This window comes from Pseudomonas sp. GW704-F2, from assembly GCF_059423025.1.
Genome location: NZ_JBWKXO010000061.1, coordinates 1 through 23,736, shown reverse-complemented (window position 1 = coordinate 23,736; position 23,736 = coordinate 1). Strand labels below are relative to the sequence as shown.

Annotated in this window: 20 protein-coding genes; 9 read left to right on the top strand and 11 right to left on the bottom strand. The window is 62.1% G+C overall.

Annotation, left to right across the window (positions count from 1 at the left end; all coding sequences use genetic code 11):
- Nucleotides 1-56: 56 nt before the first annotated feature.
- The 5 genes from AC07W0_RS28960 to AC07W0_RS28940 all read right to left on the bottom strand — a co-directional run bounded on the left by AC07W0_RS28960 (nucleotide 57) and on the right by AC07W0_RS28940 (nucleotide 9,312).
- A complete protein-coding gene (locus AC07W0_RS28960; protein WP_102618811.1) occupies nucleotides 57-1,670 on the bottom strand; it encodes a J domain-containing protein in 1,614 nt (537 codons plus the stop codon).
- Nucleotides 1,671-1,680: 10 nt separating this feature from the next.
- Nucleotides 1,681-3,378, bottom strand: a complete 1,698-nt coding sequence (locus tag AC07W0_RS28955; RefSeq protein ID WP_046384419.1) for a molecular chaperone HscC — start codon at nucleotides 3,376-3,378, stop codon at nucleotides 1,681-1,683.
- A gap of 166 nt (nucleotides 3,379-3,544) precedes the next feature.
- Nucleotides 3,545-5,002 carry an AdeC/AdeK/OprM family multidrug efflux complex outer membrane factor gene (gene adeC, locus AC07W0_RS28950; RefSeq protein WP_102618810.1) on the bottom strand — a complete coding sequence of 486 codons (1,458 nt, stop codon included), beginning with the start codon at nucleotides 5,000-5,002 and terminating at the stop codon, nucleotides 3,545-3,547.
- A complete protein-coding gene (locus AC07W0_RS28945) occupies nucleotides 4,999-8,160 on the bottom strand; it encodes an efflux RND transporter permease subunit (RefSeq protein ID WP_046384417.1) in 3,162 nt (1,053 codons plus the stop codon). Before AC07W0_RS28945 ends, adeC begins: the two co-directional genes overlap by 4 nt.
- Before the next feature lie 3 nt (nucleotides 8,161-8,163).
- A complete protein-coding gene (locus AC07W0_RS28940; protein WP_017844834.1) occupies nucleotides 8,164-9,312 on the bottom strand; it encodes an efflux RND transporter periplasmic adaptor subunit in 1,149 nt (382 codons plus the stop codon).
- A 286-nt stretch (nucleotides 9,313-9,598) separates the two neighbouring features.
- Between AC07W0_RS28940 and AC07W0_RS28935 the strand changes: the two genes are divergently transcribed.
- A complete protein-coding gene (locus tag AC07W0_RS28935; RefSeq protein WP_046490269.1) occupies nucleotides 9,599-10,231 on the top strand; it encodes a TetR family transcriptional regulator in 633 nt (210 codons plus the stop codon).
- A 296-nt stretch (nucleotides 10,232-10,527) separates the two neighbouring features.
- Here the strand turns inward: AC07W0_RS28935 and AC07W0_RS28930 are convergent, their stop codons facing one another.
- From AC07W0_RS28930 to AC07W0_RS28920, 3 genes are read right to left on the bottom strand one after another with little or no spacing between them, the layout of a single operon-like run.
- Nucleotides 10,528-11,583, bottom strand: coding sequence for an alkene reductase (locus AC07W0_RS28930; protein ID WP_102618809.1), 1,056 nt, complete (start codon nucleotides 11,581-11,583; stop codon nucleotides 10,528-10,530).
- A 27-nt stretch (nucleotides 11,584-11,610) separates the two neighbouring features.
- Entirely contained in the window at nucleotides 11,611-12,777 is a 1,167-nt protein-coding gene (locus AC07W0_RS28925) for an MFS transporter (protein ID WP_102618808.1), read from the bottom strand.
- Nucleotides 12,778-12,790: 13 nt separating this feature from the next.
- Nucleotides 12,791-13,117 (bottom strand): ArsR/SmtB family transcription factor, encoded by a 327-nt coding sequence (locus AC07W0_RS28920; RefSeq protein WP_017844838.1) that lies wholly within the window; start codon nucleotides 13,115-13,117, stop codon nucleotides 12,791-12,793.
- Between the two features lie 154 nt (nucleotides 13,118-13,271).
- Between AC07W0_RS28920 and AC07W0_RS28915 the strand changes: the two genes are divergently transcribed.
- Nucleotides 13,272-13,856 (top strand): acyl carrier protein phosphodiesterase, encoded by a 585-nt coding sequence (locus AC07W0_RS28915; RefSeq protein WP_017844839.1) that lies wholly within the window; start codon nucleotides 13,272-13,274, stop codon nucleotides 13,854-13,856.
- 109 nt (nucleotides 13,857-13,965) lie between these two features.
- Here the strand turns inward: AC07W0_RS28915 and AC07W0_RS28910 are convergent, their stop codons facing one another.
- Together AC07W0_RS28910 and olsB are read right to left on the bottom strand one after the other, a co-directional pair.
- Nucleotides 13,966-14,757 carry a lysophospholipid acyltransferase family protein gene (locus AC07W0_RS28910; protein ID WP_057004749.1) on the bottom strand — a complete coding sequence of 264 codons (792 nt, stop codon included), beginning with the start codon at nucleotides 14,755-14,757 and terminating at the stop codon, nucleotides 13,966-13,968.
- Nucleotides 14,757-15,512 (bottom strand): L-ornithine N(alpha)-acyltransferase, encoded by a 756-nt coding sequence (gene olsB / locus AC07W0_RS28905; RefSeq protein WP_017844841.1) that lies wholly within the window; start codon nucleotides 15,510-15,512, stop codon nucleotides 14,757-14,759. Before olsB ends, AC07W0_RS28910 begins: the two co-directional genes overlap by 1 nt.
- A 185-nt stretch (nucleotides 15,513-15,697) precedes the next feature.
- Between olsB and AC07W0_RS28900 the strand changes: the two genes are divergently transcribed.
- From AC07W0_RS28900 to AC07W0_RS28885, 4 genes are all read left to right on the top strand, one after another.
- Nucleotides 15,698-16,780: a serine hydrolase domain-containing protein gene (locus tag AC07W0_RS28900; RefSeq protein WP_046384412.1), complete on the top strand. Its 1,083-nt coding sequence runs from the start codon at nucleotides 15,698-15,700 to the stop codon at nucleotides 16,778-16,780.
- Nucleotides 16,777-17,091: a hypothetical protein gene (locus tag AC07W0_RS28895; protein WP_017844843.1), complete on the top strand. Its 315-nt coding sequence runs from the start codon at nucleotides 16,777-16,779 to the stop codon at nucleotides 17,089-17,091. The genes AC07W0_RS28900 and AC07W0_RS28895 overlap by 4 nt, the downstream gene beginning before the upstream one ends.
- A 99-nt stretch (nucleotides 17,092-17,190) precedes the next feature.
- On the top strand, nucleotides 17,191-17,781 hold the full coding sequence (locus AC07W0_RS28890; RefSeq protein ID WP_102618807.1) for a YceI family protein: 591 nt from the start codon (nucleotides 17,191-17,193) through the stop codon (nucleotides 17,779-17,781).
- Nucleotide 17,782: 1 nt separating this feature from the next.
- A complete protein-coding gene (locus AC07W0_RS28885) occupies nucleotides 17,783-18,940 on the top strand; it encodes a phospholipase D-like domain-containing protein (protein ID WP_102618806.1) in 1,158 nt (385 codons plus the stop codon).
- Nucleotides 18,941-19,101: 161 nt separating this feature from the next.
- Here AC07W0_RS28885 and bglX read toward each other — a convergent pair whose 3' ends face one another.
- Entirely contained in the window at nucleotides 19,102-21,393 is a 2,292-nt protein-coding gene (gene bglX, locus AC07W0_RS28880; protein WP_046490276.1) for a beta-glucosidase BglX, read from the bottom strand.
- 241 nt (nucleotides 21,394-21,634) lie between these two features.
- On the opposite strand from bglX, the gene AC07W0_RS28875 reads away from it, so the two are divergent.
- The 3 genes from AC07W0_RS28875 to AC07W0_RS28865 are packed head-to-tail and all read left to right on the top strand — an operon-like array spanning nucleotide 21,635 to nucleotide 23,642.
- Nucleotides 21,635-22,246, top strand: coding sequence for a LemA family protein (locus AC07W0_RS28875; RefSeq protein ID WP_017844848.1), 612 nt, complete (start codon nucleotides 21,635-21,637; stop codon nucleotides 22,244-22,246).
- Between the two features lie 18 nt (nucleotides 22,247-22,264).
- Nucleotides 22,265-22,993 carry a TPM domain-containing protein gene (locus AC07W0_RS28870; RefSeq protein WP_017844849.1) on the top strand — a complete coding sequence of 243 codons (729 nt, stop codon included), beginning with the start codon at nucleotides 22,265-22,267 and terminating at the stop codon, nucleotides 22,991-22,993.
- Between the two features lie 31 nt (nucleotides 22,994-23,024).
- Nucleotides 23,025-23,642, top strand: coding sequence for a TPM domain-containing protein (locus AC07W0_RS28865; protein WP_102618805.1), 618 nt, complete (start codon nucleotides 23,025-23,027; stop codon nucleotides 23,640-23,642).
- Nucleotides 23,643-23,736: the final 94 nt, after the last annotated feature.

Here is a 23,736-nt window from a genome sequence, read left to right as displayed (position 1 = left end):
GTTTTGGGCGATGATCGAACGCAAGTTGCCGGGCGCTGAGGCCCGGCATTTACGGGTTATCGTTTGGGCAGGTCGAAGTGGGTCCAAGGCACCGCTGGCAGGTAGTGTTGCGCAGCTACGATCAGCGCCACCATCACCACCAGGAATACCACTTGCAGGGGGCTCCAGAAGGCCCAGTGCAAACCGTTCAGCCACGGGTAGCCTTCGCTGAATTTCTGGCTCATCTGACCGATACGCGTCTTGTGCAACAGGTTGATCAGGACCATACCCGCGTAGGTGAACATGCCCAGCACGCCGAGCATCAAGCCGCAGGCCACCAGCATGATCGCCTGCGGTACGCCGTGGCGAATGACCAGCCAGTAGTCATTGGGGTTGATTCGCTTGGGGATCAGGTACTGGCTCAGCCACACATCCAGAACCCGATAGGTTGAACTCATCCCGGCCCACATTTGGGTGACGCGAAAGCCAACGGCCGCCGGCACGAGCGCCATCAGCATGAAAATGACCAGCGACATCCCGTCCATTCTGTCTGGCTTATCGTGGGCGATGCTCAGGCCAAGCCCCAGGGCGAAGACGGCCCATAGCCGGATAAACACCTGTGTGTAGATCGGCCGAGGTACGAATTTGCGCCAAAAGAACAGATCTGTTTGAGGCAGGCGCTCGACCAGTTGCGGATAGCGCCAGGTCAGTGTTTGCGCCAGGTGCTGGCAGGCGTTCCACTCGTTTTCGCCAAACCCATCGATCATGCGTTTGTGTTGCGTGGCGGACATCGGCGTCAGCAGCAGGCGCGCGGCCAGGGCATCGGCTGATGTGCGCCGCGTGTCCTGGGCCTTGTCTTGCAAGTTGGCGTAGAAACTTTCCTGCTCGCAACGCGACACCAATTCGCGCCATATCCACGCCGGTTCCGGGTACACGCCTTTCTGGTCGTCCCAGCCGAATGCCTGGCACACCCGCTCGAACAGCGGCACGCTCCATTGGGTTTCATGCAGCAGGTGCAGGACGATGCGCTGCCACTGCTGTTGCAGGTCGAACACCCGCAGCCAGGGTTGGTTGGTGTATTGATTGAGCTGGGTGATGAACTCGCGCTCGGCCTTTTGCTCCAGCAGTTCCAGCAAGGTGCGGCGGTAGTCTTGCAGCAGTTCGCCGGTCAGCGCTTCGTATTGCCAGGACGTCATCGCCACTTGCTGCCAGGGCGTCAGCCATTCCAGGTGTTGGGCAGCCCAACCGGCGATGGCGCTGCGTTCACCCGGTGCTTCGAAACAATGGCGCAACAGGCCGGCCTGGAACGCATCGGTGCAGCCCTGTTGCCGAGCCTGGACCCAGCGTTCATCGAGGTTACGCGCGTTGAGGTCGTCGAGCAGTGCCTGGGCCGGGTCCGGTGTGTGGGCTTCGAAGGGCGCAGGGCTGACGGGGCTGATGTTCATCAGTTCGGCCAGGTCATTCAGGTTTGCGTAGACCGCTTCGGCCACGGGCGCCTGGACGCGTTCTTCCTCTTCGTTATCAGCCCGCCAGCGTGCTTCACTCAGGGCGTGTTCATAGGCCTCGCGCAGGCGCTGGAAGCCTTGGGCGTCGTCGTCCGGGCGGCAGCTTTTCAGCAAGCGCGCATAGCTGCGCTTGATGCTGCGCTCGTCGGCGTCATCTGGCAGTTGCAGTACGGTCCAGCAATCCATCGGTGTTCCCTCAGCGCCAGAACCCGTTGTCGAGTTGCTCAAGTTGACGGGTCAGTTCGCTGCGAGCTTCGCGGATGCGGCGTTCGTCCTGGGTGTCGAGTACCTGCTGGAACTGTGCCGCCCAATGCCCTAGCTGTTCGCGCAGCTCGCCGAGGTTTTCCTGGTAGAGCCGTTCGAGGCGGGCGACGAGCACGGTGTTGACCTGCTGGTCGCGTGGGTGGACCTTCAATTGCGCCAGGGCTTGCAGGCGTTGCTGGATCTCCTGCGGGTTGAGCACGCCGGGGTTGTTCTCGATCACCAGCGAATGTTGCTCGCCGGTCAGCGGGATATTCACCTGGGCTTCCAGCAAACCGTTGTTGTCGTAGGTGAAGCGCACGTCCAGGGAGACTTCACCGGCCTTGCGCTTGGGCACGGGAATATCCAGTTGGCCCAGCTCGATGTTGTCTTTGACCAGGCGGCTTTCACCCTGGTAGATCTTCAGCAGCACGCGGGTCTGGTCATCGTGCAGGGTGACCACGCTTTTGACCCGGCTCACCGGCACGCTGCTGTTGCGTTCGATCAACGGCAGGTAATGGCCGCTTTCGATATGGCCGCCGTACTGGTTCGAGGTTTCGATGCCCAGGGTGTAGGGGCAAACGTCAGTCAGCACCACTTCTTCGAGGGCGGCAGAGCGCGCCTTGAGTGCGGCCTGGATCGCTGCGCCGTGGGCCACCACCTGGTCGGGATCGAGGCTGATGGACGGGAAACGCCCGAACAGGCCTGCGGCAAGCTTACGTACCAGTGGCATGCGCGTGGTACCGCCCACCAGCAGGATTTCATCCAGGTCGCCAACCCGAATCCGCGCATCGCGCAGGGCGCGTTCGATCGGCGCGCGCAGGCGCTCCAGCAGCGGCGTGTAGAGCTTGGCCAGTTCCTGTTGGGTGATGGTTTTCACCCATTGCTGGCCGTCGACACGCAGGGCGAATTCAGCACTGTCATCCTGGCCCAGGGCTTTGCGCACGCGCTCGGCTTCGCGGCGCAGGGCTTGCAGCACAGTGCTGGTGGGCGGGAAACCCGTGGCGTTACGTTGGCTGTCGACAAAGTGTTCGAGCAACAGGGTGTCGAAGTCTTCGCCACCGAGGAAGTTGTCGCCGGCGCTGGCGCGGACTTCCATCACCCCGTCGAACAGCTCGATGATCGACACGTCAAAGGTGCCGCCGCCGAGGTCGAAAACCAGGAACGAGGTTTCTTTATCACGCTGATGCAGGCCGTAGGCGAGGGCCGCGGCGGTCGGTTCGTTGATCAGTTTTTCAACGGTCAGCCCCGCCAATTCACCGGCGATGCGCGTGGCCTTGCGTTGGCCGTCGCTGAAGTAGGCGGGCACGCTGATCACCGCGTCGGTGACCGTTTGGCCGTAGGTACGCTCGATGTCCTCCTTGAGGCTTTTGAGCACCAGCGCCGAGAGTTCTTCGGGGCGAAACGAGCGGTCGCCCAGGCGCACTTCGGTGGCGCTGCCCATGTAGCGCTTGAACAGCGAGGTGGTCAGGTGCGGGTGGGTATGCAGGCGCTCTTTGGCGGCCTGGCCTACCAGGACGCGGCCTTGGTCATCCAGCCCGACCACGCTTGGGGTCAGCAACTGGCCCAGGGCGTTGGGCACCATTTCGGCGGCATCGCCGCGCCAGACTGCCGCAAGACTGTTGGTGGTCCCCAGGTCGATTCCTACGATCATTACGACAAGCTCCCTCTGTGGTCTGTAAGAATCTGTTACTGATTTTACCCTGAAAGGTTGAGCGATAGGCAAGGCGGGAGAGCGTTGTGGTCATAGCAAACACCGATGACCAGGCATAAAAAAACCGCTTCCAGTGAGGGAAGCGGTTTTGTCTACAGCGGTGTGATCAGAACAACTTCATCTTTGGCGCTTCTTCTTTCAGCGGCTGGTTATTCGCCGCCTGTTCGTTCCAGCCACCGCCGAGGGCCTTGTACAGGTTGACCTCGCTGGTCAACTGCGCGAGGCGGTCGGTGATCAGCGATTGCTGGGCACTGAACAGCTGGCGCTGGGCGTCGAGGAACGTCAGGTTGCTGTCGACACCAATGCGGTAGCGACGCTCGGCCAGGCGGTAGTAATCCTGGTTGGCGGCGACGAAACCACGCTGGGCCTCCAACTGCTCCTTGTAGGTCTCACGCGCGGCGAGGCCGTCGGAAACTTCCTGGAAGCCGGTCTGGATGGCCTTCTCGTAGTTCGCCACGTTGATCTCTTTCTGGATCTTCGAGTAGTCCAGGCTGGCGCGCAGGCTGCCGGCGTTGAAGATCGGGATGTTGATCTGCGGGGCGAACGACCAGGTGCCCGAGCCGCCTTTGAACAGACCGCCCAGGTCCGGGCTCAGGGTCCCGGCGTTGGCTGTCAGGCTGATGCTCGGGAAGAACGCCGCACGGGCGGCGCCGATGTTGGCGTTGGCCGCCTTGAGGTTGTACTCGGCCTGCAGGATGTCGGGGCGACGCTGCAACAGGTCCGATGGCAACCCGGCTGGCACTTCGCTGAGCAGGTTATCCGACAGCGGCTTGCTGACGAGATTCGCCGGCAGGCCGGTGCCGAGTAGCAGGGTCAGGCTGTTTTCGTCCTGGGCCACCTGGCGGGTATAGCGTGCCAGGGCCACCCGGGCGTTTTCCACCGAGGTGCGCGCTTGGCTCAGGTCGAGGGCCGAGGCCACGCCGACTTCGTTGCTGCGCGAGGTCAGCTTGTAGCTTTGCTCGTATGCGCCCAGGGTTTCCTGGGTCAGCTTGAGCAATTCCTTGTCGGCCTGCCAGGTCAGGTAGGCGTTGGCCACACTGGCCACCAGGCTGATCTGGGTGCTGCGCCGCGCTTCTTCGGTTGCGAAGTATTTCTGCAGCGCTTCCTCGCTCAGGCTGCGGACACGGCCGAACAGGTCCAGCTCATAGGAGCTGATGCCCAGGGTGGCCGAGTACGAACTGCTGATGCCTGCTTTACCGGTTTGCGACATGCGTGCCGGTGTCCGCTGGCGGCTGCCGCTGCCAGTGGCCGATACGGCTGGGAACAGGTCGGCGCGCTGGATGTTGTACTGCGCTGCGTAGGCATCGATGTTCAAGGCCGCGACGCGCAGGTCGCGGTTGTTCACCAGTGCGGTCTGGATCAGCTGTTGCAGGGCAGGGTCATGGAAAAACTGCTTCCAGCCCTGTTCGGCGGCGGCCTGGTTCGGAGCCTGGGCCGACGAATACGCCGGGCCCTGCGGGAACTGCGCGGCCACCGGCGCCTCGGGGCGCTGATAGTCAGGTATCAGCGAGCAGCCACTGAGCACGAATGCCGTGACGGCTAAGGAAAGTAGCGACTTGCTCATTGGCCAGCCTCTTTAGGAGTTTGCTTGGGTTCAGTCTTTTTGCGTTCGCCCATGGCGGACACCGTTGCGAAGAACAGGGGCACCCAGAATATCGCCAGGACCGTGGCGGTGATCATACCGCCGATAACGCCGGTACCGATCGCATGCTGGCTGCCTGAGCCGGCGCCCGAGGAGATCGCCAGCGGCAATACGCCGAGGATGAACGCCATGGAGGTCATGATGATCGGTCGCAGACGCATGCGCGACGCTTCGATCGCCGACTCGACAATGCCTTTGCCTTGTTCGTGAAGCTCTTTGGCGAATTCCACGATCAGGATGGCGTTCTTCGCCGCCAGGCCCACCGTCACCAGCAAGCCCACCTGGAAGAACACGTCGTTGGACAAGCCACGCAGGCTGGTGGCGATCAACGCACCCACCACACCCAGCGGCACGACGAGTACCACCGCGATCGGGATCGACCAGCTTTCGTACAGCGCCGCGAGGCAGAGGAACACCACCAGCAGCGACAGGGCGTACAGCGCAGGTGCCTGGGAGCCGGACAGGCGTTCTTCATACGACAGGCCCGTCCAGGCGTAGCCGACACCCGCCGGCAGTTGCTTGGCGATGCGTTCGACTTCGGCCATGGCTTCACCGGTACTGTAGCCAGGTGCCGGGGTACCGAGGATTTCCATCGCCGCCACACCGTTGTAGCGCGAGAGTTTCGGCGAACCGAAGATCCACTTGCCCGAAGCGATGGCCGACAGCGGCACCATCTTCCCGGAGCTGCTGCGCACGAACCATTTGTTCAGGTCTTCAGGGGACATCCGGCTGGCGGCCTCACCCTGCACGTACACCTTCTTCACTCGACCACGGTCGATGAAGTCGTTGACGTAGCTGCCACCCAAGGCAATCGCCAGGGTCTGGTTGATGCTCGACAGCGTAATGCCCTGGGCACTGGCCTTCTCGTCGTCGACGGTGAGCTCGTACTGCGGCTCATCGTTCACGCCGTTGGGGCGCACACCGGCGAGGATCTTGCTCTGGGCGGCCATGCCCAGGAACTGGTTGCGCGCAGCCATCAACTTGTCATGGCCGACGCCGCCCTGGTCCTGCAGGAACACGTCGAAACCGGTCGCGTTACCCAACTCCAGTACAGACGGTGGCACGATGGCAAACACCATGGCGTCCTGGAACGTCTGCATGAAGTACCCTTGGGCGCGCTTGGCGATCTCGAACACCGAGGTGGACGCGTCACGCTCATCCCACGGTTTGAGCATCACGAATGCCAGGCCCGAGCTTTGACCACGCCCCGCGAAGTTGAAGCCGTTCACGGTAAAGACCGATTTCACGCCCTTGCCTTCGCCGGGTTCGCCTTCCTTGTCGTTGAGCAGGAAGATACGCATGTCGTCGATGACTTTCTGCGTGCGCTCGGCCGTTGAGCCAACCGGCGTCTGCACCTGGGCAAAGATCACGCCCTGGTCTTCGTCGGGCAGGAACGCTGCCGGGATCCGCATGAACAACCAGATCATGCCGGCAAAGATCAGCACGTAAACGAGGAATGCCGGAATCTTGTGCCTGATCATGTTCCCCACGCCGCGCTCGTAGCTCAGTACGCTACGGTCGAAGGTGCGGTTGAACCAGCCGAAGAAACCACGCTTGGGTTGGCCGTGCGTCTCGGGGTCGATCGGCTTGAGCATGGTGGCGCACAAGGCTGGGGTGAAGATCAGCGCAACCAGTACCGACAACGCCATGGCCGAAACGATGGTGATGGAGAACTGTTTGTAGATCACACCGGTGGAGCCGCCGAAGAATGCCATCGGCAACAGTACCGCCGACAGCACCAGGGCAATACCCACCAGGGCGCCCTGGATCTGGCCCATGGACTTGACCGTCGCCTCTTTCGGCGACAGGTGCTCCTCGGCCATCACCCGCTCGACGTTCTCCACCACGACGATGGCGTCGTCCACCAGCAAGCCGATGGCCAGGATCATGCCGAACATGGTCAGGGTGTTGATGGTGAAGCCGAACGCGGCCAGGATCCCGAAGGTACCCAGCAATACCACCGGTACAGTCATGGTGGTGATGATGGTGGCGCGGAAGTTCTGCAGGAACAGGAACATCACCAGGAACACCAGCACGATCGCCTCGACCAGGGTGTGTACCACACCGGAAATCGATTCGGTCACCACTGGAGTGGTGTCATACGGCACCACCGCCTTCATGCCTGGCGGGAAGAACGGTTCCAGGGACGCGACCGTGGCACGGATGGCCTTGGCGGTGTCCAGGGCGTTGGCGCCGGAGGCCAGCTTGATCGCCATACCGGACGCCGGGTTGCCGTTGAACTGCGCGCTGATGCTGTAGGTCTGGCCGCCCAGCTCGATACGCGCGACGTCCTTCAAGCGAACCTGTGAACCGTCGGTGTTGACCTTCATCAGGATATTGCCGAACTGCTCAGTGGTCTGCAGGCGGGTCTTACCGATGATGGTCGCGTTCAATTGGGTGCCGGGCAGGGCAGGCAGGCCGCCCAATTGGCCGGTGGCCACTTGTACGTTCTGTGCCGAGATCGCGGTGCTGACGTCTACCGGGGTCAACTGATAGTTGTTCAGCTTGGCCGGATCGAGCCAGATACGCATGGCGTACTGCGAACCGAATACCTGGAAGTCACCTACACCCGCAGTACGGGAAATCGGGTCCTGGATGTTGGACACGATGTAGTTGGACAGGTCGTCCTTGGTCATGCTGCCGTCTTCCGACACCAGACCGATCACCATCAGGAAGTTCTTCACCGACTTGGTCACGCGGATACCCTGCTGCTGCACTTCTTGCGGCAGCAGCGGGGTCGCCAGGTTCAGCTTGTTCTGAACCTGGACCTGGGCGATGTCCGGGTTGGTACCCTGGTTGAATGTCACGGTGATGGTCATGCTGCCGTCGGAGTTACTGTCCGATGACACATAACGCAGGTTGTCGATACCGTTGAGCTGTTGTTCGATCACCTGCACCACGGTGTCCTGCACGGTTTGTGCGGATGCACCTGGGTAGGTCACCTGGATATCAATGGCGGTCGGCGCAATCGCCGGGTACTGGTTGATGGGCAACTTCAGGATCGACAGTGCCCCGACCAGCATGATCACCAGGGCAATCACCCAGGCGAAAATGGGACGGTCGATAAAAAATTTCGACATGGGTTACTCCCCTTTGCCAGCAGCAGCGGCAGCAGGAGCGGCGGTACCGGCAGGCTGGGCGTTGTCGGCGTCCTTGACCTTGACCTGGACGCCCGGCTTGACGTACTGCAAGCCTTCGGTGATCACACGGTCACCGGCGTTCAAGCCTTTTTCCACCAGCCAGTAAGCGCCGGCGGTGCGGTTGGCGACCAGCACGCGCTGCTCAACTTTGTTGTCCGCGTTGACCACCAACGCCGTCGGGATACCCTTGAGGTCTCGGGTCACGCCTTGCTGCGGTGCCAGGATCGCCTTGCTGTTCACACCGGCTTGTAACTGGGCGTGTACGAACATGCCAGGCAGCAGGGTGTGGTCAGGGTTGGGGAACACGGCGCGCAGAGTGACCGAACCGGTGGTCTGGTCCACCGACACTTCGGAGAACTCCAGTTTGCCGTCCAGGCCATAGCTGCTGCCGTCTTCCAGGGTCAGCTTGACCTTGGCGGCATTGGCGCCGGCTTTCTCCAGTTGGCCGCTTTCCAGGTCGCGGCGCAGCTTCAGCATTTCAGCCGAAGACTGCGTGACGTCGACGTAGATCGGGTCCAGTTGCTGGATCACCGCCATGGCATCGGTCTGGCCATTGCTGACCAGCGCGCCTTCGGTGACCGAGGAACGCCCGATACGCCCGGAGATCGGCGCGAACACCTTGGTGTAGCGCACGTTGATTTGGGCGGTTTGAACGTTTGCTTCGGAAGTCATGCGGTTGGCGACGGCGGTGTCGTATTCCTGGCGGCTGACGGCCTGCTCGTCGACCAACTGCTTGTAGCGGTCGGCGATCGACTTGGTCTGGGACAGGCTGGCCTGTGCGCTTTTCAGGGTGGCGTCATAGACCGACGGATCGATCTGATAAAGCTGCTGGCCTTCTTTCACATCCCCGCCTTCCTTGAACAGGCGCTTGAGGATGATGCCATTGACCTGCGGACGGACTTCCGCGATGCGGTAGGCGGTGGTGCGGCCTGGCAGCTCGGACGTCAGGGTAAAGGCTTGCGGTTGAAGGGTGACCACGCCGACCAGAGGAGTTTGCGCGGGCGGAGCCGCCTCTTCCTTTTTGCATCCGCTGAGCAGCGATGCCAGGGCGACGGCAGTGACCAGAGCGGTAACAGCTGGCTTAAGTTGCATGAAGATCCTCGGGTCAGGCGCGCAGACTGCGCACAAGAAGGGTGGAAGGGTAAAAAACAAGCTGTGAGTAGATAAGTAGCTTGCTACGCAATATACTTACGTTCATGGTTGTTTGTAAACTCTTGACAGGCTTCGCGCAGTGTTGACACAGCATCGCCCCGAGCCTCGATTTTAGTACGTTCGGCGCCCATGACGGTGTCGTCCCACAATTATTCAGATGCTCGTTAGCGCCTATTAAAGCAGCGTTACCGATAGTCCCACATGTTTTGATTGAGGTTTTATTGCCATGGTCCGTCGCACCAAAGAGGAAGCTCAGGAAACGCGCAGCCAGATTCTCGACGCTGCTGAGCAGGCCTTTTATCAGCGGGGTGTAGCGCGGACCACACTGGCGGACATCGCCGCGCTGGCCGGGGTAACGCGAGGCGCCATCTATTGGCACTTCAGCAATAAGTCCGACCTGTTGCAGGCATTGCTCGACACCCTGCACGAACCCCTGGACGAGCTGGCCAGGGCCAGTGAAAGCGAGGATGAAGTCGACCCGCTGGGGTGTATGCGCAAGCTGCTGATTCATCTTTTTCATCAAGTGGCCCTGGATCCGAAAACCCGGCGCATCAACGAAATCCTGTTTCATAAGTGCGAGTTCACCGATGAGATGTGCGACATGCGCCGCCAACGCCAGACCCACAGCCTGGAGTGCAACCTGCGTATCAGCCTGACCTTGCGTAACGCGGTGCATCGCGGGCAACTCCCGGAAAACCTCGACACCACGCGCGCAGCGGTATGCATTCATGCCTATATCAATGGCTTGTTGGGCCAATGGCTGCTGGTGCCGGACAGTTTTGAGCTGCACCAGGAAGCTGAGCGTTGGGCCGATGCAGGGCTGGACATGCTGCGCTTGAGCCCTAGCCTGCGCAATTAAGTCAAAATATGTAATTGCATCCAATTGTTTCAACAGTAAAGCCTAAGGGCGGGCAATCGTCCTGCTGACTTATTGGTGGGATGACTTTATATACGGGCTGGCGAGTGGTTGAAAGATAGCCGCCTAAGTATTTTGTAGCGTTTTTGTTGCAAGGCTGTGAAGGAATGTTTCTCCGGACCGCTGAGATCAAATGTGGGAGGGGGCAAGCCCTCTCCCACATTTGATCCGCGGTGTGTTCCCGATCGGCGAAAAAAAGCCCCGGTTCTTGCGAGCCGGGGCTTTTTCGTTTCAGGCGATCAGAGTGCCAGCGTCGGGTAGTCGATGTAACCGACCGGGCCCTTGGCATAGAAGGTTTCCGGGTGCGCCTGGTTCAGCGGCGCATCGGCTTTCAAGCGTGCCGGCAGGTCCGGGTTGGCAATGAACGGTACGCCAAAGGCCACCGCATCCGCCTTGCCCGAGGCCAGCCAGGCGTTGGCGCTGTCCTTGGTAAAGCGTTCGTTGGCGATGTACACGCCGCCAAAGGCTTCTTTCAATTGCGGGCCGAGGCTGTCAGCGCCTTCTTTTTCACGCGAGCAGATAAAGGCGATGCCGCGTTTGCCCAGTTCGCGGGCGACGTAGGTGAAGGTTTCGGCCAGGTTGTCGTCACCCATGTCGTGGGAATCGGCGCGCGGTGCCAGGTGGACGCCCACGCGGCCGGCGCCCCAGACTTCGATGGCGGCGTCGGTCACTTCCAGCAGCAGGCGCGCGCGGTTTTCCAGGGAGCCGCCGTAGTTGTCGGTGCGATGGTTGGTGCTGCTTTGCAGGAACTGGTCGAGCAGGTAGCCGTTGGCGCCGTGGATTTCCACGCCGTCGAAACCGGCGGCCTTGGCGTTCTCGGCAGCGGTGCGGTAGGCGTCGACGATGTCGGCGATTTCAGCGGTTTCCAGGGCGCGAGGCGTTGGGTAGTCGGCCAGCGGGCGGACCAGGCTGACGTGGCCTTTAGGCTGGATCGCACTCGGCGCCACCGGGGTTTCACCGTTCAGGTAAGAAGGGTGGGAGATCCGGCCGACGTGCCACAGTTGCAGGAAGATCTTGCCGCCCGCGGCATGTACGGCCTTGGTCACATTGGCCCAGCCGCGTACCTGATCGTTGGACCAGATGCCCGGGGTGTCCGGGTAGCCCACGCCCATCGGCGTCACGGACGTGGCTTCGCTGAGGATCAGCCCGGCGGAGGCACGTTGTACGTAGTACTCGGCCATCAGCGCATTGGGCACGCGACCGGCGTCGGCACGGCAGCGGGTCAGCGGCGCCATGATGATGCGGTTCGACAGTTCCAGGTCGCCCAGTGTGATCGGATCGAAAATAGTCGTCATGGGATAACACCCTTCTCTTTAAGTTGATCAGTTGGTCGCAGGGGCCAGGTCGGCATCGCCGCTCTGACGGAAAGTGATCAGGGTCACCAGCAGCGCGAGGATCGCCAGGGCCGCGGCGGCCAGGGGCACGCTGGTCAGGCCGAAACCGTGGGCAATCACGCTGCCGCCGACCCAGGCGCCGAGGGCATTGCCGATGTTGAAGGCGCCGATGTTCAAGGTGGACACCAGGTTCGGCGCGGCCTTGCCGAAGGTCACCACGTTGATCTGCAGCGCGGGCACGGCGGCAAACGAGGCGGTGGCCCACAGGAACAAGGTGATTTCGGTCGGGATCACCGCGATGCTGGTCCAGGTCAGCGCGGTGGAGACCACCGCCATGCTGATGAACACGCCGATCAGGGTGGCGGCCAGGCGTCTGTCCGCCAGCTTGCCGCCGATGATGTTGCCCACGGTGAGGCCCAGGCCGATCAGCAGCAGGGTCCAGGTCACGCCCTTGGGCGATACGCCGGTGACGTCGCCGAGCAGCGGCGCGACATACGTGAAGAGGGTGAACATGGACGCGGCGAACAGCGCAGTCATGGTCAGCGACAACCAGATGCCGGCGCCCTTGAGGGCGGCCAGTTCGGCGCGCATGTCGAGTTTTTCTTCATCGCGCTTGGCCGGCAGGAAGCGGATCAGGCCGATCAACGCGATCACGCCGATCACGGTCACCGCCCAGAAGGTCGAGCGCCAGCCGGCTTCCTGGCCCAGCGCCGTACCCAAGGGCACGCCCAGTACGTTGGCCAGGGTCAGGCCGGTGAACATCAAGGCCACGGCGGACGCACGCTTGTTGGCCGGCACCAGGTTGGCGGCGACCACCGAACCGATCCCGAAGAACGCACCGTGGCACAGCGCAGTGACCACGCGGGCAAACATCAGCACGTTGTAGTCGCTGGCCAGGGCGCAGAGCAGGTTGCCGATAATGAAAATGCCCATCAACGCGACCAGCGCGGCCTTGCGTGGCAGCCTGGCGGTGGCCAGCGCCATGAACGGCGCGCCGATGGCCACGCCGAGGGCGTAGCCGGTCACCAGCCAGCCGGCGCCGGGAATCGACACGCCCAAGTCCGCCGCCACATCGGGCAGCAAGCCCATGATGACGAACTCGGTGGTGCCGATGGCGAAGGCGCTCAGGGCGAGGATGAGGAGCGAGAGGGGCATGTGCGTGTCCTTGTTACAGTGGTGCGCGGATTTCAGAACTGAGCTCAGTGATGAGCGCAGTGAGGAAGGCTTGGATCGTTTCCTCGTTGCGTTTGAAAAAGTGCCACTGCCCGGCCTTCTGGCTGCTGATCAATCCCGCCCGTTGCAAGGTCGCCAGGTGGGCCGACACGGTCGACTGGGACAAGCCGCAGCGCTGGTCGATCTGCCCGGCGCAGATGCCGTATTCGTGGTTGTGCAGTTGCTCGGGGAACTGCACTTTCGGGTCTTTCAGCCAAGTGAGGATGTCTCGCCGTACTGGGTGCGCCAGGGCTTTTATTATTTCGTCGAGGTCGATGGACATGGCGGTTGCTCGGTGTCGTAAAGCGTTATATCGCGATGAGGCGAACTTTAAATCGGTATATCTCGATATTCCAATATGATTTCGGTCTTAGGCCAGACTGAATCGGTATATCGGGTTATAACGATGCGTTGACGGCAGTGATAGACTGCACACCATGAATTATCTCGCACATCTGCACCTGGGCGGCCAACTTCCTGCGCAACTGCTGGGCAGCCTGTATGGCGACTTCGTCAAAGGTCGCCTGCAAGGCCAGTTCAGCCCGCCGATCGAAGCGGCCATCCAGTTGCATCGCTCAATCGACCGTTTCACCGACAGCCATCCGCAGGTCGGCGAAGCGTTGTCGCGCTTTAGCCTGACGCGCCGGCGTTATGCCGGGATCGTCCTCGATGTGTTTTTCGATCACTGCCTGGCGCGGGATTGGGCGCTGTATGCCGAGCAGCCCCTGGAACACTTCACCTCCCAGGTGTACCGCGTGCTGGCGGCCGAACCGCAGTTGCCGGGGCGGCTGGCGCAGATTGCGCCGTACATGGCGGCGGATGATTGGCTGGGCTCATACCGCGAGTTCGCGGTGATGGAGCCGGTATTGCGGGGGATCTCGCGGCGCCTGACGCAGCCTGAGGAATTGGGCCATGCGATGCAGGAATTGCGCACGTTATACGAACCGTTGAGTGAAGACTTCCGGCTGTTCTATCCAGAGCTGCAAAAATTTGCCCAAACCCAACTGACCACTGAGATCTGAATGTGGGAGGGAGCTTGCTCCCGATGGCGGTGGTTCAGTCAGCACATGCATTGACTGACACACCGCCATCGGGGGCAAGCCCCCTCCCACATTGTTGACTGTGCTCGCTTCAGGCGGCGAATGCCGGCCGAACCGCAATCTGTTCTGCTTCCGGCAGCGGCCCGAACAACGCCTTCTGCACCGCCTGCTGCGCCTGGAACGCCAGCGCCGCGCGTTCCTGCCCGGCACAGGCAATCGGCGTGAGCACATGGATTTCCACATCGCCCTGGTCGTTGGCAAACAGGCGCATCAGGTGCGAGAGCAAATCGTCATCGCCAATGAACGGCGCCAGCGGGTCCACTTGCCCATCGCGCAGATACCGGATCGCCACCGGTTGCAGCGACACATCCGCCTCGATCGCACTGGCCAGCAGGCGCCCGTGAAAGGTACGCAGGCTGCGCCCGTCGGTGGTGGTGCCTTCGGGGAACATCAGCAGCGGGTGTTGCTGCTCCAGGTGACGGGTCATCTGTTTGCGGATCAGTTGGCTGTCGCCTGAGCCGCGGCGAATAAACAGGCTGCCGGCCTTCGCCGCCAACCAGCCGGCCACCGGCCAGGTGCGGACTTCGGCCTTGGACAAGAACGACATCGGCGTGACCATGCCCAGCAGCGGGATGTCGGTCCAGGACACGTGATTGCTCACCCACAGCATCGGTGTCTGCGGCAATTCACCGTGTACCGTCACGCGAAAGGGCAGGGCGTTGGTCAGCCGCGACATAAAGAACCGCGACCAACGCTGACGGCGCACCATCGAGTTGGCCACTCCCAGGCGCTCGAACACACCGAACACACTGGCCATGCTCAGGCCCAGCGCCACCACCAACAGTACCCGGGCGATCCGCGCGTACACGCGCACGCGGCCCATCACATGGCCGCCTTGAAGTGGCGCGCATAACGCGGGCACAGCTCATCGCGCTTGAGCAGAATGAACACGTCGGCCACCTGGAAATCTTCATCCCAGCACGGCTCGCCGCAGATCTTCGCGCCCAGGCGCATATATGCCTTGAGCAGCGGCGGCATTTCCGCGATGACGTTGGACGGCAGGTCCAGCGCCGGCAGCGGTTTTTTCGGCTCGGCGCGCAGGTGTTCGTTGCACAGGTAGCGTTCGCGCAGGCGCTGCATGATCGCGTGGGCCTGGATGCCGCCATCGTGCATCGGGATACTCGCGCAACCCATCAGGTAGCTGTAGCAGCCCTCGTTGAGCACTTCGGCCAACTCGCCCCACAGCACTGCAATGGTGCCGCCGTTGCGGTAGGCCGGGTCGACGCAGGTGCGGCCGATTTCCAGGATCGGGCCCTGCAAGTGCAGCAGGCCATGCAGGCTGAATTCTTCTTCGCTGTAGAACCGGCCCAGGGTGCTGGCGGCCTGGTGATCGAGCAAACGGGTGGTGGCCACCAGTCGACCGCTGTTCAAATCCCGCACGCCGATGTGGCTGCAGTGAACATCATAGTCATCCATGTCCAGGCCCAGTTCCGCGCCTTTCAGCTTGGCGTTGAACTCGCCGCTGAACACGTTGAACCGCAGGGCCTGTGCTTCTTGCAAAGCCTGGGCGCCGATCAGGCGTTCGGCTTGCAGACGGCGTTCATTGCCGGTGTCGCTGATGCGGGCGATCTGAGTCATGGCGAATCTCCGAGTGCCAGCCACGTTCCGGCCGGTCGACTTGTTTGTCCAAACTCAGGCTATGTAGGCTCGGTGTCATCTCCATGAAGTTACGGTGACGCTTAGATGACAGGCACTTATGTCGCCAATCTGTCATCGGCCTCGGCTAGGCTCGCGGGCTTGAATGCCCCCTTGAGTTCGTGTCCATGGTCAGAGGCTTGTTGTGCGTTGCCCTGTTGTTAGCCACCGTCACCACCCGCGCCGAAACCTGGCCTGACAAAGACTGGGCCAAGGGCACGCCGATCGAAGGTCCCGCTGTCGATGCCCTGAATGCCTATGCGTTTCCCCGGCGTGACGACGCCACGCGCCAAGGCATCCGCACCGACGCGCTGCTGGTGATCCGCGATGGTGAAGTCATCTACGAGCGCTACGCCATGCCCACCACCGCGAGCACGCCGCACCTGACCTGGTCGGTCAGCAAAAGCCTGATGGCCACCGTGCTGGGCGTGGCCTACGGCGAAAGCCGCTTCAAACTGAGCGACCCCGCCGCACGTTTCTACCCGCCGATGAAACAGCATCCAAGCGTGACGATGGCCGACTTGCTGCACTGGGCCTCGGGCCTCGATTGGCAGGAAGATTACGAATATGCCCCGCTGAAATCTTCGGTCGTTGCGATGCTCTACACCCGCGGCCGCGCCGACATGGCGGAGTTCGTCGCCGGCATGCACACCGCCCGCGCGCCGGGCGAGGCCTTCCGTTATTCCAGCGGCGACAGCAACCTGCTCTCCGCCGCGCTCAAGGGCATGCTCGGCCACAAGGCCTACATGAGTTACCCGTGGGATGCGCTGTTCAAGCCGCTGGGCATTCACAACGCCACTTGGGAAACCGATGCCGATGAAACCTTCGTCGCCTCGTCTTACGCCTACCTCACTGCCCGCGACCTGGCGCGCGTCGGCCTGCTGATGGCGCGCGACGGTCGCTGGCGGGAGCAACAACTGGTGCCGAAAGCCTGGGTCGATTTCAATCGGCAACCGTTCGATCACTACAAGGCCGGCCAGGACGAAGCCATGCCCGGCGGCCATTGGTGGCTCAACCGCGCCGTGCAGGGCGCCCCAAGACCCTGGCCCGACGCCCCCGCCGACACCTTCGCCGCCCTCGGCCACTGGGGCCAGGCGCTGTACGTCATGCCCGACGAACACCTGGTGATCGTGCGCTACGGCGATGACCGCGATGACAGCTACCGCCACAACGAACTGCTCAAACGCGTGCTGGCGGCGGTGCAGCCATGATCCGTCGTCGGCCGTTTACCAGTCTTTTCCTGCTGCTGTTGCTCGCCGTGCTGGGCTGGGGCTGGCACGAGCGCGTCAACCTGCAAGCCTTCCCCGACATCATCGCGGCGTATACGGCCAAGGAGTACTGCTCGTGCCGGTATGTGCAGAATAATCCCGCCGAGTATTGCCGGGGGTATGTGAAGCAGTACGTGCCGATCAGTGCGTTCACCGATGACCCGGAGCGCAGTGAAGTCAGCGCCAGTGGATTGGGGCGTACCCATACGGCCAGATGGTTGGGCGAACATCAGGGCTGCCGCCTCAACCCCTGACACGTCATCTCCGCGGTGGGGGCGGCTTTGTCAGCTACATTGCGCCCGGCAGGCGGCACAGTTAAGGTTCGTTCAGGTTTTCCGCCCCACGAGTCTTTAATGTTCAACGCGTCTGTCATCAAACCCCTGGCCTTCGCCCTGCTGGCCGCCGCCGCCGTGCCTGCCCACGCGGACTGGTACCTGGACAACGAGTCCTCGCGGCTGTCGTTCGTCACCACCAAAAACACCGAGATTGCCGAGGTGCAGCGCTTCCTGGTGCTGCACGGCAAGGTCGACCGCAACGGTGCGGCGCAGGTGGAAGTGGAGTTGGAGTCGGTCAACAGCGGCATCCCGCTGCGCGATGAGCGCATGCGCAATCAACTGTTCGAGATCAAGACCTTCCCCGAAGCGCTGATCAGCACGCGGATCAACCTGCAACCGATCAACGACCTGGCCCCCGGCGCGCAGTTGGAGTTGCGCCTGCCATTGAGCGTCACGCTGCATGGCAAGACCCACACCTACAACGCCGAGCTGCTGGCCACGCGCCTGGATGATCGGCGTTTCCAGGTGGTGACCCTGGAACCGCTGGTGTTGCGCGCCGAGGATTTTGAGCTGGTGCCGGGTGTGACGGCGTTGCGCAACGCGGCTGGGCTGGCGTCGATCAGTTTGGCGGTGCCGGTGGGTGCGGTACTGATCTTTACGGCGCGCTGACATGAGCGGCGCAGTGTTCCCGTGGCGCAGCGCCAACCGTTTCGAGTTGTTGATCGACGGGCCGAGTTTTTTCCCGCAAATGCTGGTGGACATTGCCCGGGCAGAGCATCAGGTGGATCTGGAGTTATACCTGGTGGAAGCCGGCGCCTGCGCCGAAGTCTTGGTGCAGGCGCTGGCGCAGGCGGCTGAGCGGGGCGTGCGGGTGCGCTGCCTGTTCGATGATTACGGCAGCCTGGCGTTCGCCCTCAGGTTGCGTAAGCGCCTGACCGACGCCGGTGTGGAACTGCGCTTTTACAATCGCCTGGAATGGCGGCGCTGGATGGGCAACCTGTACCGCGACCACCGCAAATTATTGCTGGTCGATCAAGGCATCGCCGTGGTCGGCGGTACCGGCGTCACCGATGAGTTCTGGACACCGGGGCAGGACAGCGCCGACTGGCACGAAGTGATGGTGCAGATCGATGGCCCGCTGGTGCTCGACTGGCAAGCGCTGTTCGACCGGCAATGGTTGGCCAACGACGACCGCCGCGCCTGGAAACCGGCCACCCATTTCGGCTTGCCGCACTTGCCCAAAGTACCGCCGACCGGGTCTGGTCTCGGCCGTGTGGCCTATGCCGACGCGCGCCAACACCGCGATATTCTGCACTCGCTGATCCGCGCGCTGAGCAGCGGCCACCGGCGCATCTGGTTGGCGACCCCGTATTTCCTGCCCACCTGGGGCGTGCGTCGGGCCTTGCGCCGGGCGGCGGGGCGCGGCGTGGATGTGCGCTTGCTGCTGACCGGCCCGCGTACCGATCACCCGTCCGTGCGCTACGCCGGGCACCGTTATTACCCGCGTTTGCTGCGCTCGGGTGTGCAGATCTTTGAATACCAGCCGTGCTTCCTGCACCTGAAGATGGTCTTGGTGGACGATTGGGTCAGCATTGGCTCGTGCAACTTCGACCACTGGAATTTGCGCTTCAACCTGGAAGCCAACCTCGAAGCGTTGGACCCTGCGCTGACGCTGGCCGTGGCCGGCAGTTTCGAACGGGATTTTGCCCAGAGCCAGGCGGTGAGCCTGGAGGCATGGAAGTCGCGGCCGTTATGGCGGCGGGTGAAGCAGCGGGTGTGGGGGTGGATCGATCGGTTGGTGGTGAACCTGCTCAACCGACGCGGCTGACGCGCTCAACTCACCCAACTCGCTTAATTCGCTTAATTCACTTAACTGTAGGAGCGAGCTTGCTCGCGAAAAACCTGAGAACAACGCGTTCATTCAGCATGCACGTCATCGTTAACGGTCTTCGCGAGCAAGCTCGCTCCTACAGAGGGCGGGGGCGGGCGTTAGAGCAGTTCGAAAGTCTGCTGCTGCACATCCTGGGAGTCCAAGCCGATCTGCACATTGAACTCACCCGGTTCCGCCGCGAACTTGAGCTGGCTGTTGTAGAACTTCAAATCCTCTTCGGTAATGGTGAAGTGCAACGTGCGCTCTTCGCCAGCCTTGAGCATGACTTTCTGGAAGTTCTTCAGCTCCTTGATCGGGCGGATCATCGAGCCGGCCACGTCCTGGATATACAGCTGCACCACGGTTTCGCCGTCGACCTTGCCGGTGTTTTTCACGGTGACGCTGGCGTCGAGCTTACCGCTCTTGTTCAGGGTGGTGGACGACAGCGCCATGTCCGACAGGCTGAACGTGGTGTAGCTCAAGCCATAGCCGAACGGGAACAGCGGCCCGGTGGTGTCATCGAAGTACTGCGAGGTGTAGTTGCCCGGCTTGCCTGGGGTAAACGGCCGGCCGATGGTCAGGTGGTTGTAGTAGGTCGGAATCTGCCCCACCGAACGTGGGAACGTGATCGGCAGCTTACCCGACGGGTTGTAGTCACCGAACAGCACGTCGGCGATGGCGTTGCCGCCTTCGGTGCCGGCGAACCAGGTTTCCAGGATCGCGTCGGCTTGCTGGTTTTCTTCGAGAATCGACAGCGGACGGCCGTTCATCAGCACCAGCACCAGTGGCTTGCCGGTGGCTTTGAGGGCCTTGATCAGGTCGCGCTGGCTTTGTGGGATGTTCAGGTCGGTGCGGCTGGAGGATTCGTGGGACATGCCACGGGACTCGCCCACGGCAGCGACCACCACATCGGCATCCTTGGCGGCCTTGACCGCTTCGTCGATCATCACCTGGGCCGGGCGGGTGTCATCCACCACTTCCGGGGCATCGAAGTTGAGGAAGTTGAGGTAGTCGACCACGGCCTTGTCGTTGGTGATGTTGGCGCCACGGGCATAGATGATCTTGCCCTTTTCACCGATCACCGCGTTGAGGCCGTCGAGCAGGGTCACCGATTGTGCCGGCTTACCGGCGGCGGCCCAGCTGCCCATCATGTCGATGGGGGCCTTGGCCAGTGGGCCGACCAGGGCGATGGTCGCGGATTTTTTCAGCGGCAGGGTGTCGTTCTGGTTCTTCAGCAGGACCATGCTGCGGCGTGCTATGTCACGTGCATCGGCGCGGTGCAGACGGCTTTCGGCGTTGGTGTCGGCCGGGTCGTCCTCGGCCTTGCCGATGCGCAGGTACGGGTCTTTGAACAGGCCCATGTCGTACTTGGCGCCGAGCACTTCACGCACGGCGTTGTCGATGTCGCTCTGCTCGATCTCGCCGGACTTGAGCAGCCCCGGCAATTCCTTGCCATACAGCGAGTCGTTCATGCTCATGTCGATGCCGGCCTTGATCGCCAGCTTGGCGGCTTCACGCCCGTCCTTGGCCACGCCGTGCTTGATCAGCTCGAAGATCGCGCCGTGGTCGCTGACGGCCAGGCCCTTGAAGCCCCAGTCCTTGCGCAGCAGGTCGTTCATCAGCCAGGTGTTGGCGGTGGCGGGCACGCCGTTGATCGAGTTGAGCGCGACCATCACACCGCCGGCACCGGCCTTGATCGCTGCGTGGTAGGGCGGCAGGTAGTCCTGGTACATCTTGACCGGGCTCATGTCGACCACGTTGTAGTCGCGACCGCCTTCCACCGCACCGTACAGGGCGAAGTGCTTGACGCTGGCCATGATGCTGTCGGCATTCGCCGCGCTGCTGCCCTGGAAGGCCTTGACCATCACTTCGGCGATGCGCGACACCAGGTAGGTGTCTTCACCGAAGCCTTCGGAGGTGCGGCCCCAGCGCGGGTCGCGGGAGATGTCGACCATCGGCGCAAAGGTGATGTCGAGGCTGTCGGCTGCAGCTTCCTGGGCAGCAATGCGCCCGGAGCGCCCGATGGCGTCCATGTCCCAGCTGGACGCCAGGGCCAGGCTGATCGGGAAAATCGTGCGGTGGCCGTGGATCACGTCGTAGGCGAAGAACATCGGGATCTTCAACCGGCTGCGCATGGCCGCGTCCTGCATCGGACGGTTTTCCGGGCGGGTGATAGAGTTGAAGGTGCCACCGATGCGGCCGGCGGCGATTTCCTTGCGGATCAGCTCGCGGGGCATTTCCGGGCCGATGCTGATCAGGCGCAATTGGCCGATTTTTTCATCGAGGGTCATCTGCTTGAGCAGGTCGCTGACGAAGGCGTCCTTGTCTTTAAGCGCAGCAGGCTTTGTTTCTGCCCAGACGGGGTGGGTGGCCAGAGTGGCAACAAGGCCGAGCAAACACAGCTTCTTCATGAATATCCTTTTTCGGCGCACTGCACAGCGGTTAGGCTGATCGGCCAAAATGTGGGGAGCGTCTATTGTTGTTCGGGTGTCGTTCAGAAAAATGCAGCACACTCTGAACTCTTTATCGCGCTGGGCATCTTTTTAGCTGATTGGCTCGATGCATTCCAGTAGTGGGGGCGGATTATGCCCCATGTGCGCGGTTTATAGGGCGAGTCGTCAAATTCCATCAAGGTTGGGTAGGAGAAACACCATGCAAGCAGCACAAGGTTACCGCTGGGGCTTGAAGGCCGCGGCTTTGCTATTGATCAGCACAGTGCTGAGCGGTTGTGGCATCAACACCATTCCGACCCTGGATGAACAGGCCAAGGCGGCCTGGGGCCAGGTGCAGAACCAGTATCAACGGCGTGCCGACCTGATCCCCAACCTGGTGGAAGTGGTCAAGGGTTACGCAACCCATGAACAAGACACCCTCACCGCGGTGATTGAAGCGCGGGCCAAGGCCACGTCGATCCAGGTCGATGCCAGCACCCTCGACAACCCGGAAAAACTCAAGCAGTTCCAGCAAGCCCAGGACGGGTTGAGCAGTGCGCTCAGCCGCTTGATGGTGGTGTCCGAGCGCTACCCGGACCTGAAGGCCAACCAGAACTTCCTGGCCCTGCAGTCGCAACTGGAAGGCACGGAAAACCGTATCGCCGTGGCGCGTCGCGACTTTATCCAGGCGGTGCAGGCATACAACACCGAGATCCGCACGTTCCCGGGGCGCCTGTGGCACAGCGTGATGTACAGCGATCTGCCGATCCGCGCCACGTTTGAAGCCACCACTGCCGATGCCGATAAAGCGCCGCAAGTGAAGTTCAAATAAAGCTGCATTGAGGTGTCGATGCGTTTATTACGGATAGGCCTGGCGCTGTGGCTGTTGGCCTGCGCGGGCGTGGCCCAGGCGGCGTTGACCTTCCCGGCGTTGACCGGGCGGGTGGTGGACACCGCGCAGATGATCGACCCGGCGGTGCGCGAGCAGTTGACCCAGCAATTGCAGGCGCTGGAGCAAAGCCGTGGCGACCAGATCGTGGTGGTCACTGTGCCTGACCTGCAGGGCGTGCCGATTGAAGACTACGGTTATCAGTTGGGGCGCCAGTGGGGCATCGGCCAGAAGGGCAAGGACAACGGTGCGCTGTTGATCGTCGCCCGCGATGAGCGAAAATTGCGCATCGAAGTCGGTTATGGCCTGGAAGGCACGCTGACCGATGCGCAGTCGTGGGTGATCATCAATCAGGTGATTGCGCCCAAGTTCAAGGCCGGCAAGTTCAGCCAGGGCATCAGCGACGGCGTCGCTGCGATGATCCAGGTGGTGGGCGGCGAGCCGCTGGCGGTGCCGGCCCATGTGGCGGATGCCAACTTCGCCAAGGATAATCCGGGGTTTTCCATCGGTTTGTTTATCCTGCTGATCGGCGTGTTGTGGCTGTGCAATCGCCTGGGCCTGCCGGTGTGGGCGATCCTGTTAGCGATTCTCAGCAGCAGCGGCCGAGGCGGCCGGGACGGTGGCGGTGGCGGCGGTTTTCGCGGCGGCGGTGGCGGTTTCGGCGGTGGCGGGGCTTCGGGCGGCTGGTGATGACAATAACTAAAAACGAGCGTTTACAACCATGGCACTACTGACTGAACACGAACAACGCCAGGTCGCCGAAGCGATCGCCCGGGTCGAGCGACAGACCGACGCCGAGCTGGTGACCGTGCTGGCCGCGCGTGCCGACGATTACGCCTACATCCCGTTGCTGTGGGCCAGCCTGATCGCGTTGGTGGTGCCGGGGGTGGTGCATTACTTCTCGGGCTACCTGAGCATGTACACCTTGTTGTTGGCGCAGTGGTCGACGTTTATCGTGCTGTGCCTGGTGTTTCGCCTGCCCAAGGTCACCACGCGGCTGATCCCCCGCTCGGTGCGCCACTGGCGCGCGTCGAACCTGGCGCGGCGTCAGTTCCTCGAGCAGAACCTGCACCACACGGTGGGCGGCACCGGGGTGTTGATTTTTGTCAGCGAGGCCGAGCGCTATGTGGAGATTCTGGTGGATCACGGGATTTCCAAACGCCTGGATGACAGCAGTTGGGATGGTATCGTCAAGGCGTTTACCCAGCAGGTGAAACAGGGCCAGACATTGGCCGGGTTCATTGCCTGCATCGAAGCCAGCGGTGAGTTGCTCAAGGTGCATGTGCCGCTGACGCACGCGCGCAATGAGTTGCCCAATCGCCTGATCGTGCTCGAATAACCCAAGCAGTGCCGAACCCAATGTGGGAGGGGGCTTGCCCCCGATAGCGGTGCATCAGTTGCAGATGAGCTGACTGACACACTGCCATCGGGGG

Coding starts and splice junctions, on each gene's coding strand:
- bglX (WP_046490276.1), bottom strand. CDS start 21,393: ATGAAGAAGCTGTGTTTGCTCGGCCTTGTTGCCACTCTGGCCACCCAC.
- AC07W0_RS28865 (WP_102618805.1), top strand. CDS start 23,025: ATGGCACTACTGACTGAACACGAACAACGCCAGGTCGCCGAAGCGATC.
- AC07W0_RS28900 (WP_046384412.1), top strand. CDS start 15,698: ATGGTCAGAGGCTTGTTGTGCGTTGCCCTGTTGTTAGCCACCGTCACC.
- AC07W0_RS28920 (WP_017844838.1), bottom strand. CDS start 13,117: ATGTCCATCGACCTCGACGAAATAATAAAAGCCCTGGCGCACCCAGTA.
- AC07W0_RS28890 (WP_102618807.1), top strand. CDS start 17,191: ATGTTCAACGCGTCTGTCATCAAACCCCTGGCCTTCGCCCTGCTGGCC.
- AC07W0_RS28915 (WP_017844839.1), top strand. CDS start 13,272: ATGAATTATCTCGCACATCTGCACCTGGGCGGCCAACTTCCTGCGCAA.
- AC07W0_RS28960 (WP_102618811.1), bottom strand. CDS start 1,670: ATGGATTGCTGGACCGTACTGCAACTGCCAGATGACGCCGACGAGCGC.
- olsB (WP_017844841.1), bottom strand. CDS start 15,512: ATGACTCAGATCGCCCGCATCAGCGACACCGGCAATGAACGCCGTCTG.
- adeC (WP_102618810.1), bottom strand. CDS start 5,002: ATGAGCAAGTCGCTACTTTCCTTAGCCGTCACGGCATTCGTGCTCAGT.
- AC07W0_RS28895 (WP_017844843.1), top strand. CDS start 16,777: ATGATCCGTCGTCGGCCGTTTACCAGTCTTTTCCTGCTGCTGTTGCTC.
- AC07W0_RS28885 (WP_102618806.1), top strand. CDS start 17,783: ATGAGCGGCGCAGTGTTCCCGTGGCGCAGCGCCAACCGTTTCGAGTTG.
- AC07W0_RS28935 (WP_046490269.1), top strand. CDS start 9,599: ATGGTCCGTCGCACCAAAGAGGAAGCTCAGGAAACGCGCAGCCAGATT.
- AC07W0_RS28930 (WP_102618809.1), bottom strand. CDS start 11,583: ATGACGACTATTTTCGATCCGATCACACTGGGCGACCTGGAACTGTCG.
- AC07W0_RS28955 (WP_046384419.1), bottom strand. CDS start 3,378: ATGATCGTAGGAATCGACCTGGGGACCACCAACAGTCTTGCGGCAGTC.
- AC07W0_RS28945 (WP_046384417.1), bottom strand. CDS start 8,160: ATGTCGAAATTTTTTATCGACCGTCCCATTTTCGCCTGGGTGATTGCC.
- AC07W0_RS28870 (WP_017844849.1), top strand. CDS start 22,265: ATGCGTTTATTACGGATAGGCCTGGCGCTGTGGCTGTTGGCCTGCGCG.
- AC07W0_RS28940 (WP_017844834.1), bottom strand. CDS start 9,312: ATGCAACTTAAGCCAGCTGTTACCGCTCTGGTCACTGCCGTCGCCCTG.
- AC07W0_RS28910 (WP_057004749.1), bottom strand. CDS start 14,757: ATGGGCCGCGTGCGCGTGTACGCGCGGATCGCCCGGGTACTGTTGGTG.
- AC07W0_RS28925 (WP_102618808.1), bottom strand. CDS start 12,777: ATGCCCCTCTCGCTCCTCATCCTCGCCCTGAGCGCCTTCGCCATCGGC.
- AC07W0_RS28875 (WP_017844848.1), top strand. CDS start 21,635: ATGCAAGCAGCACAAGGTTACCGCTGGGGCTTGAAGGCCGCGGCTTTG.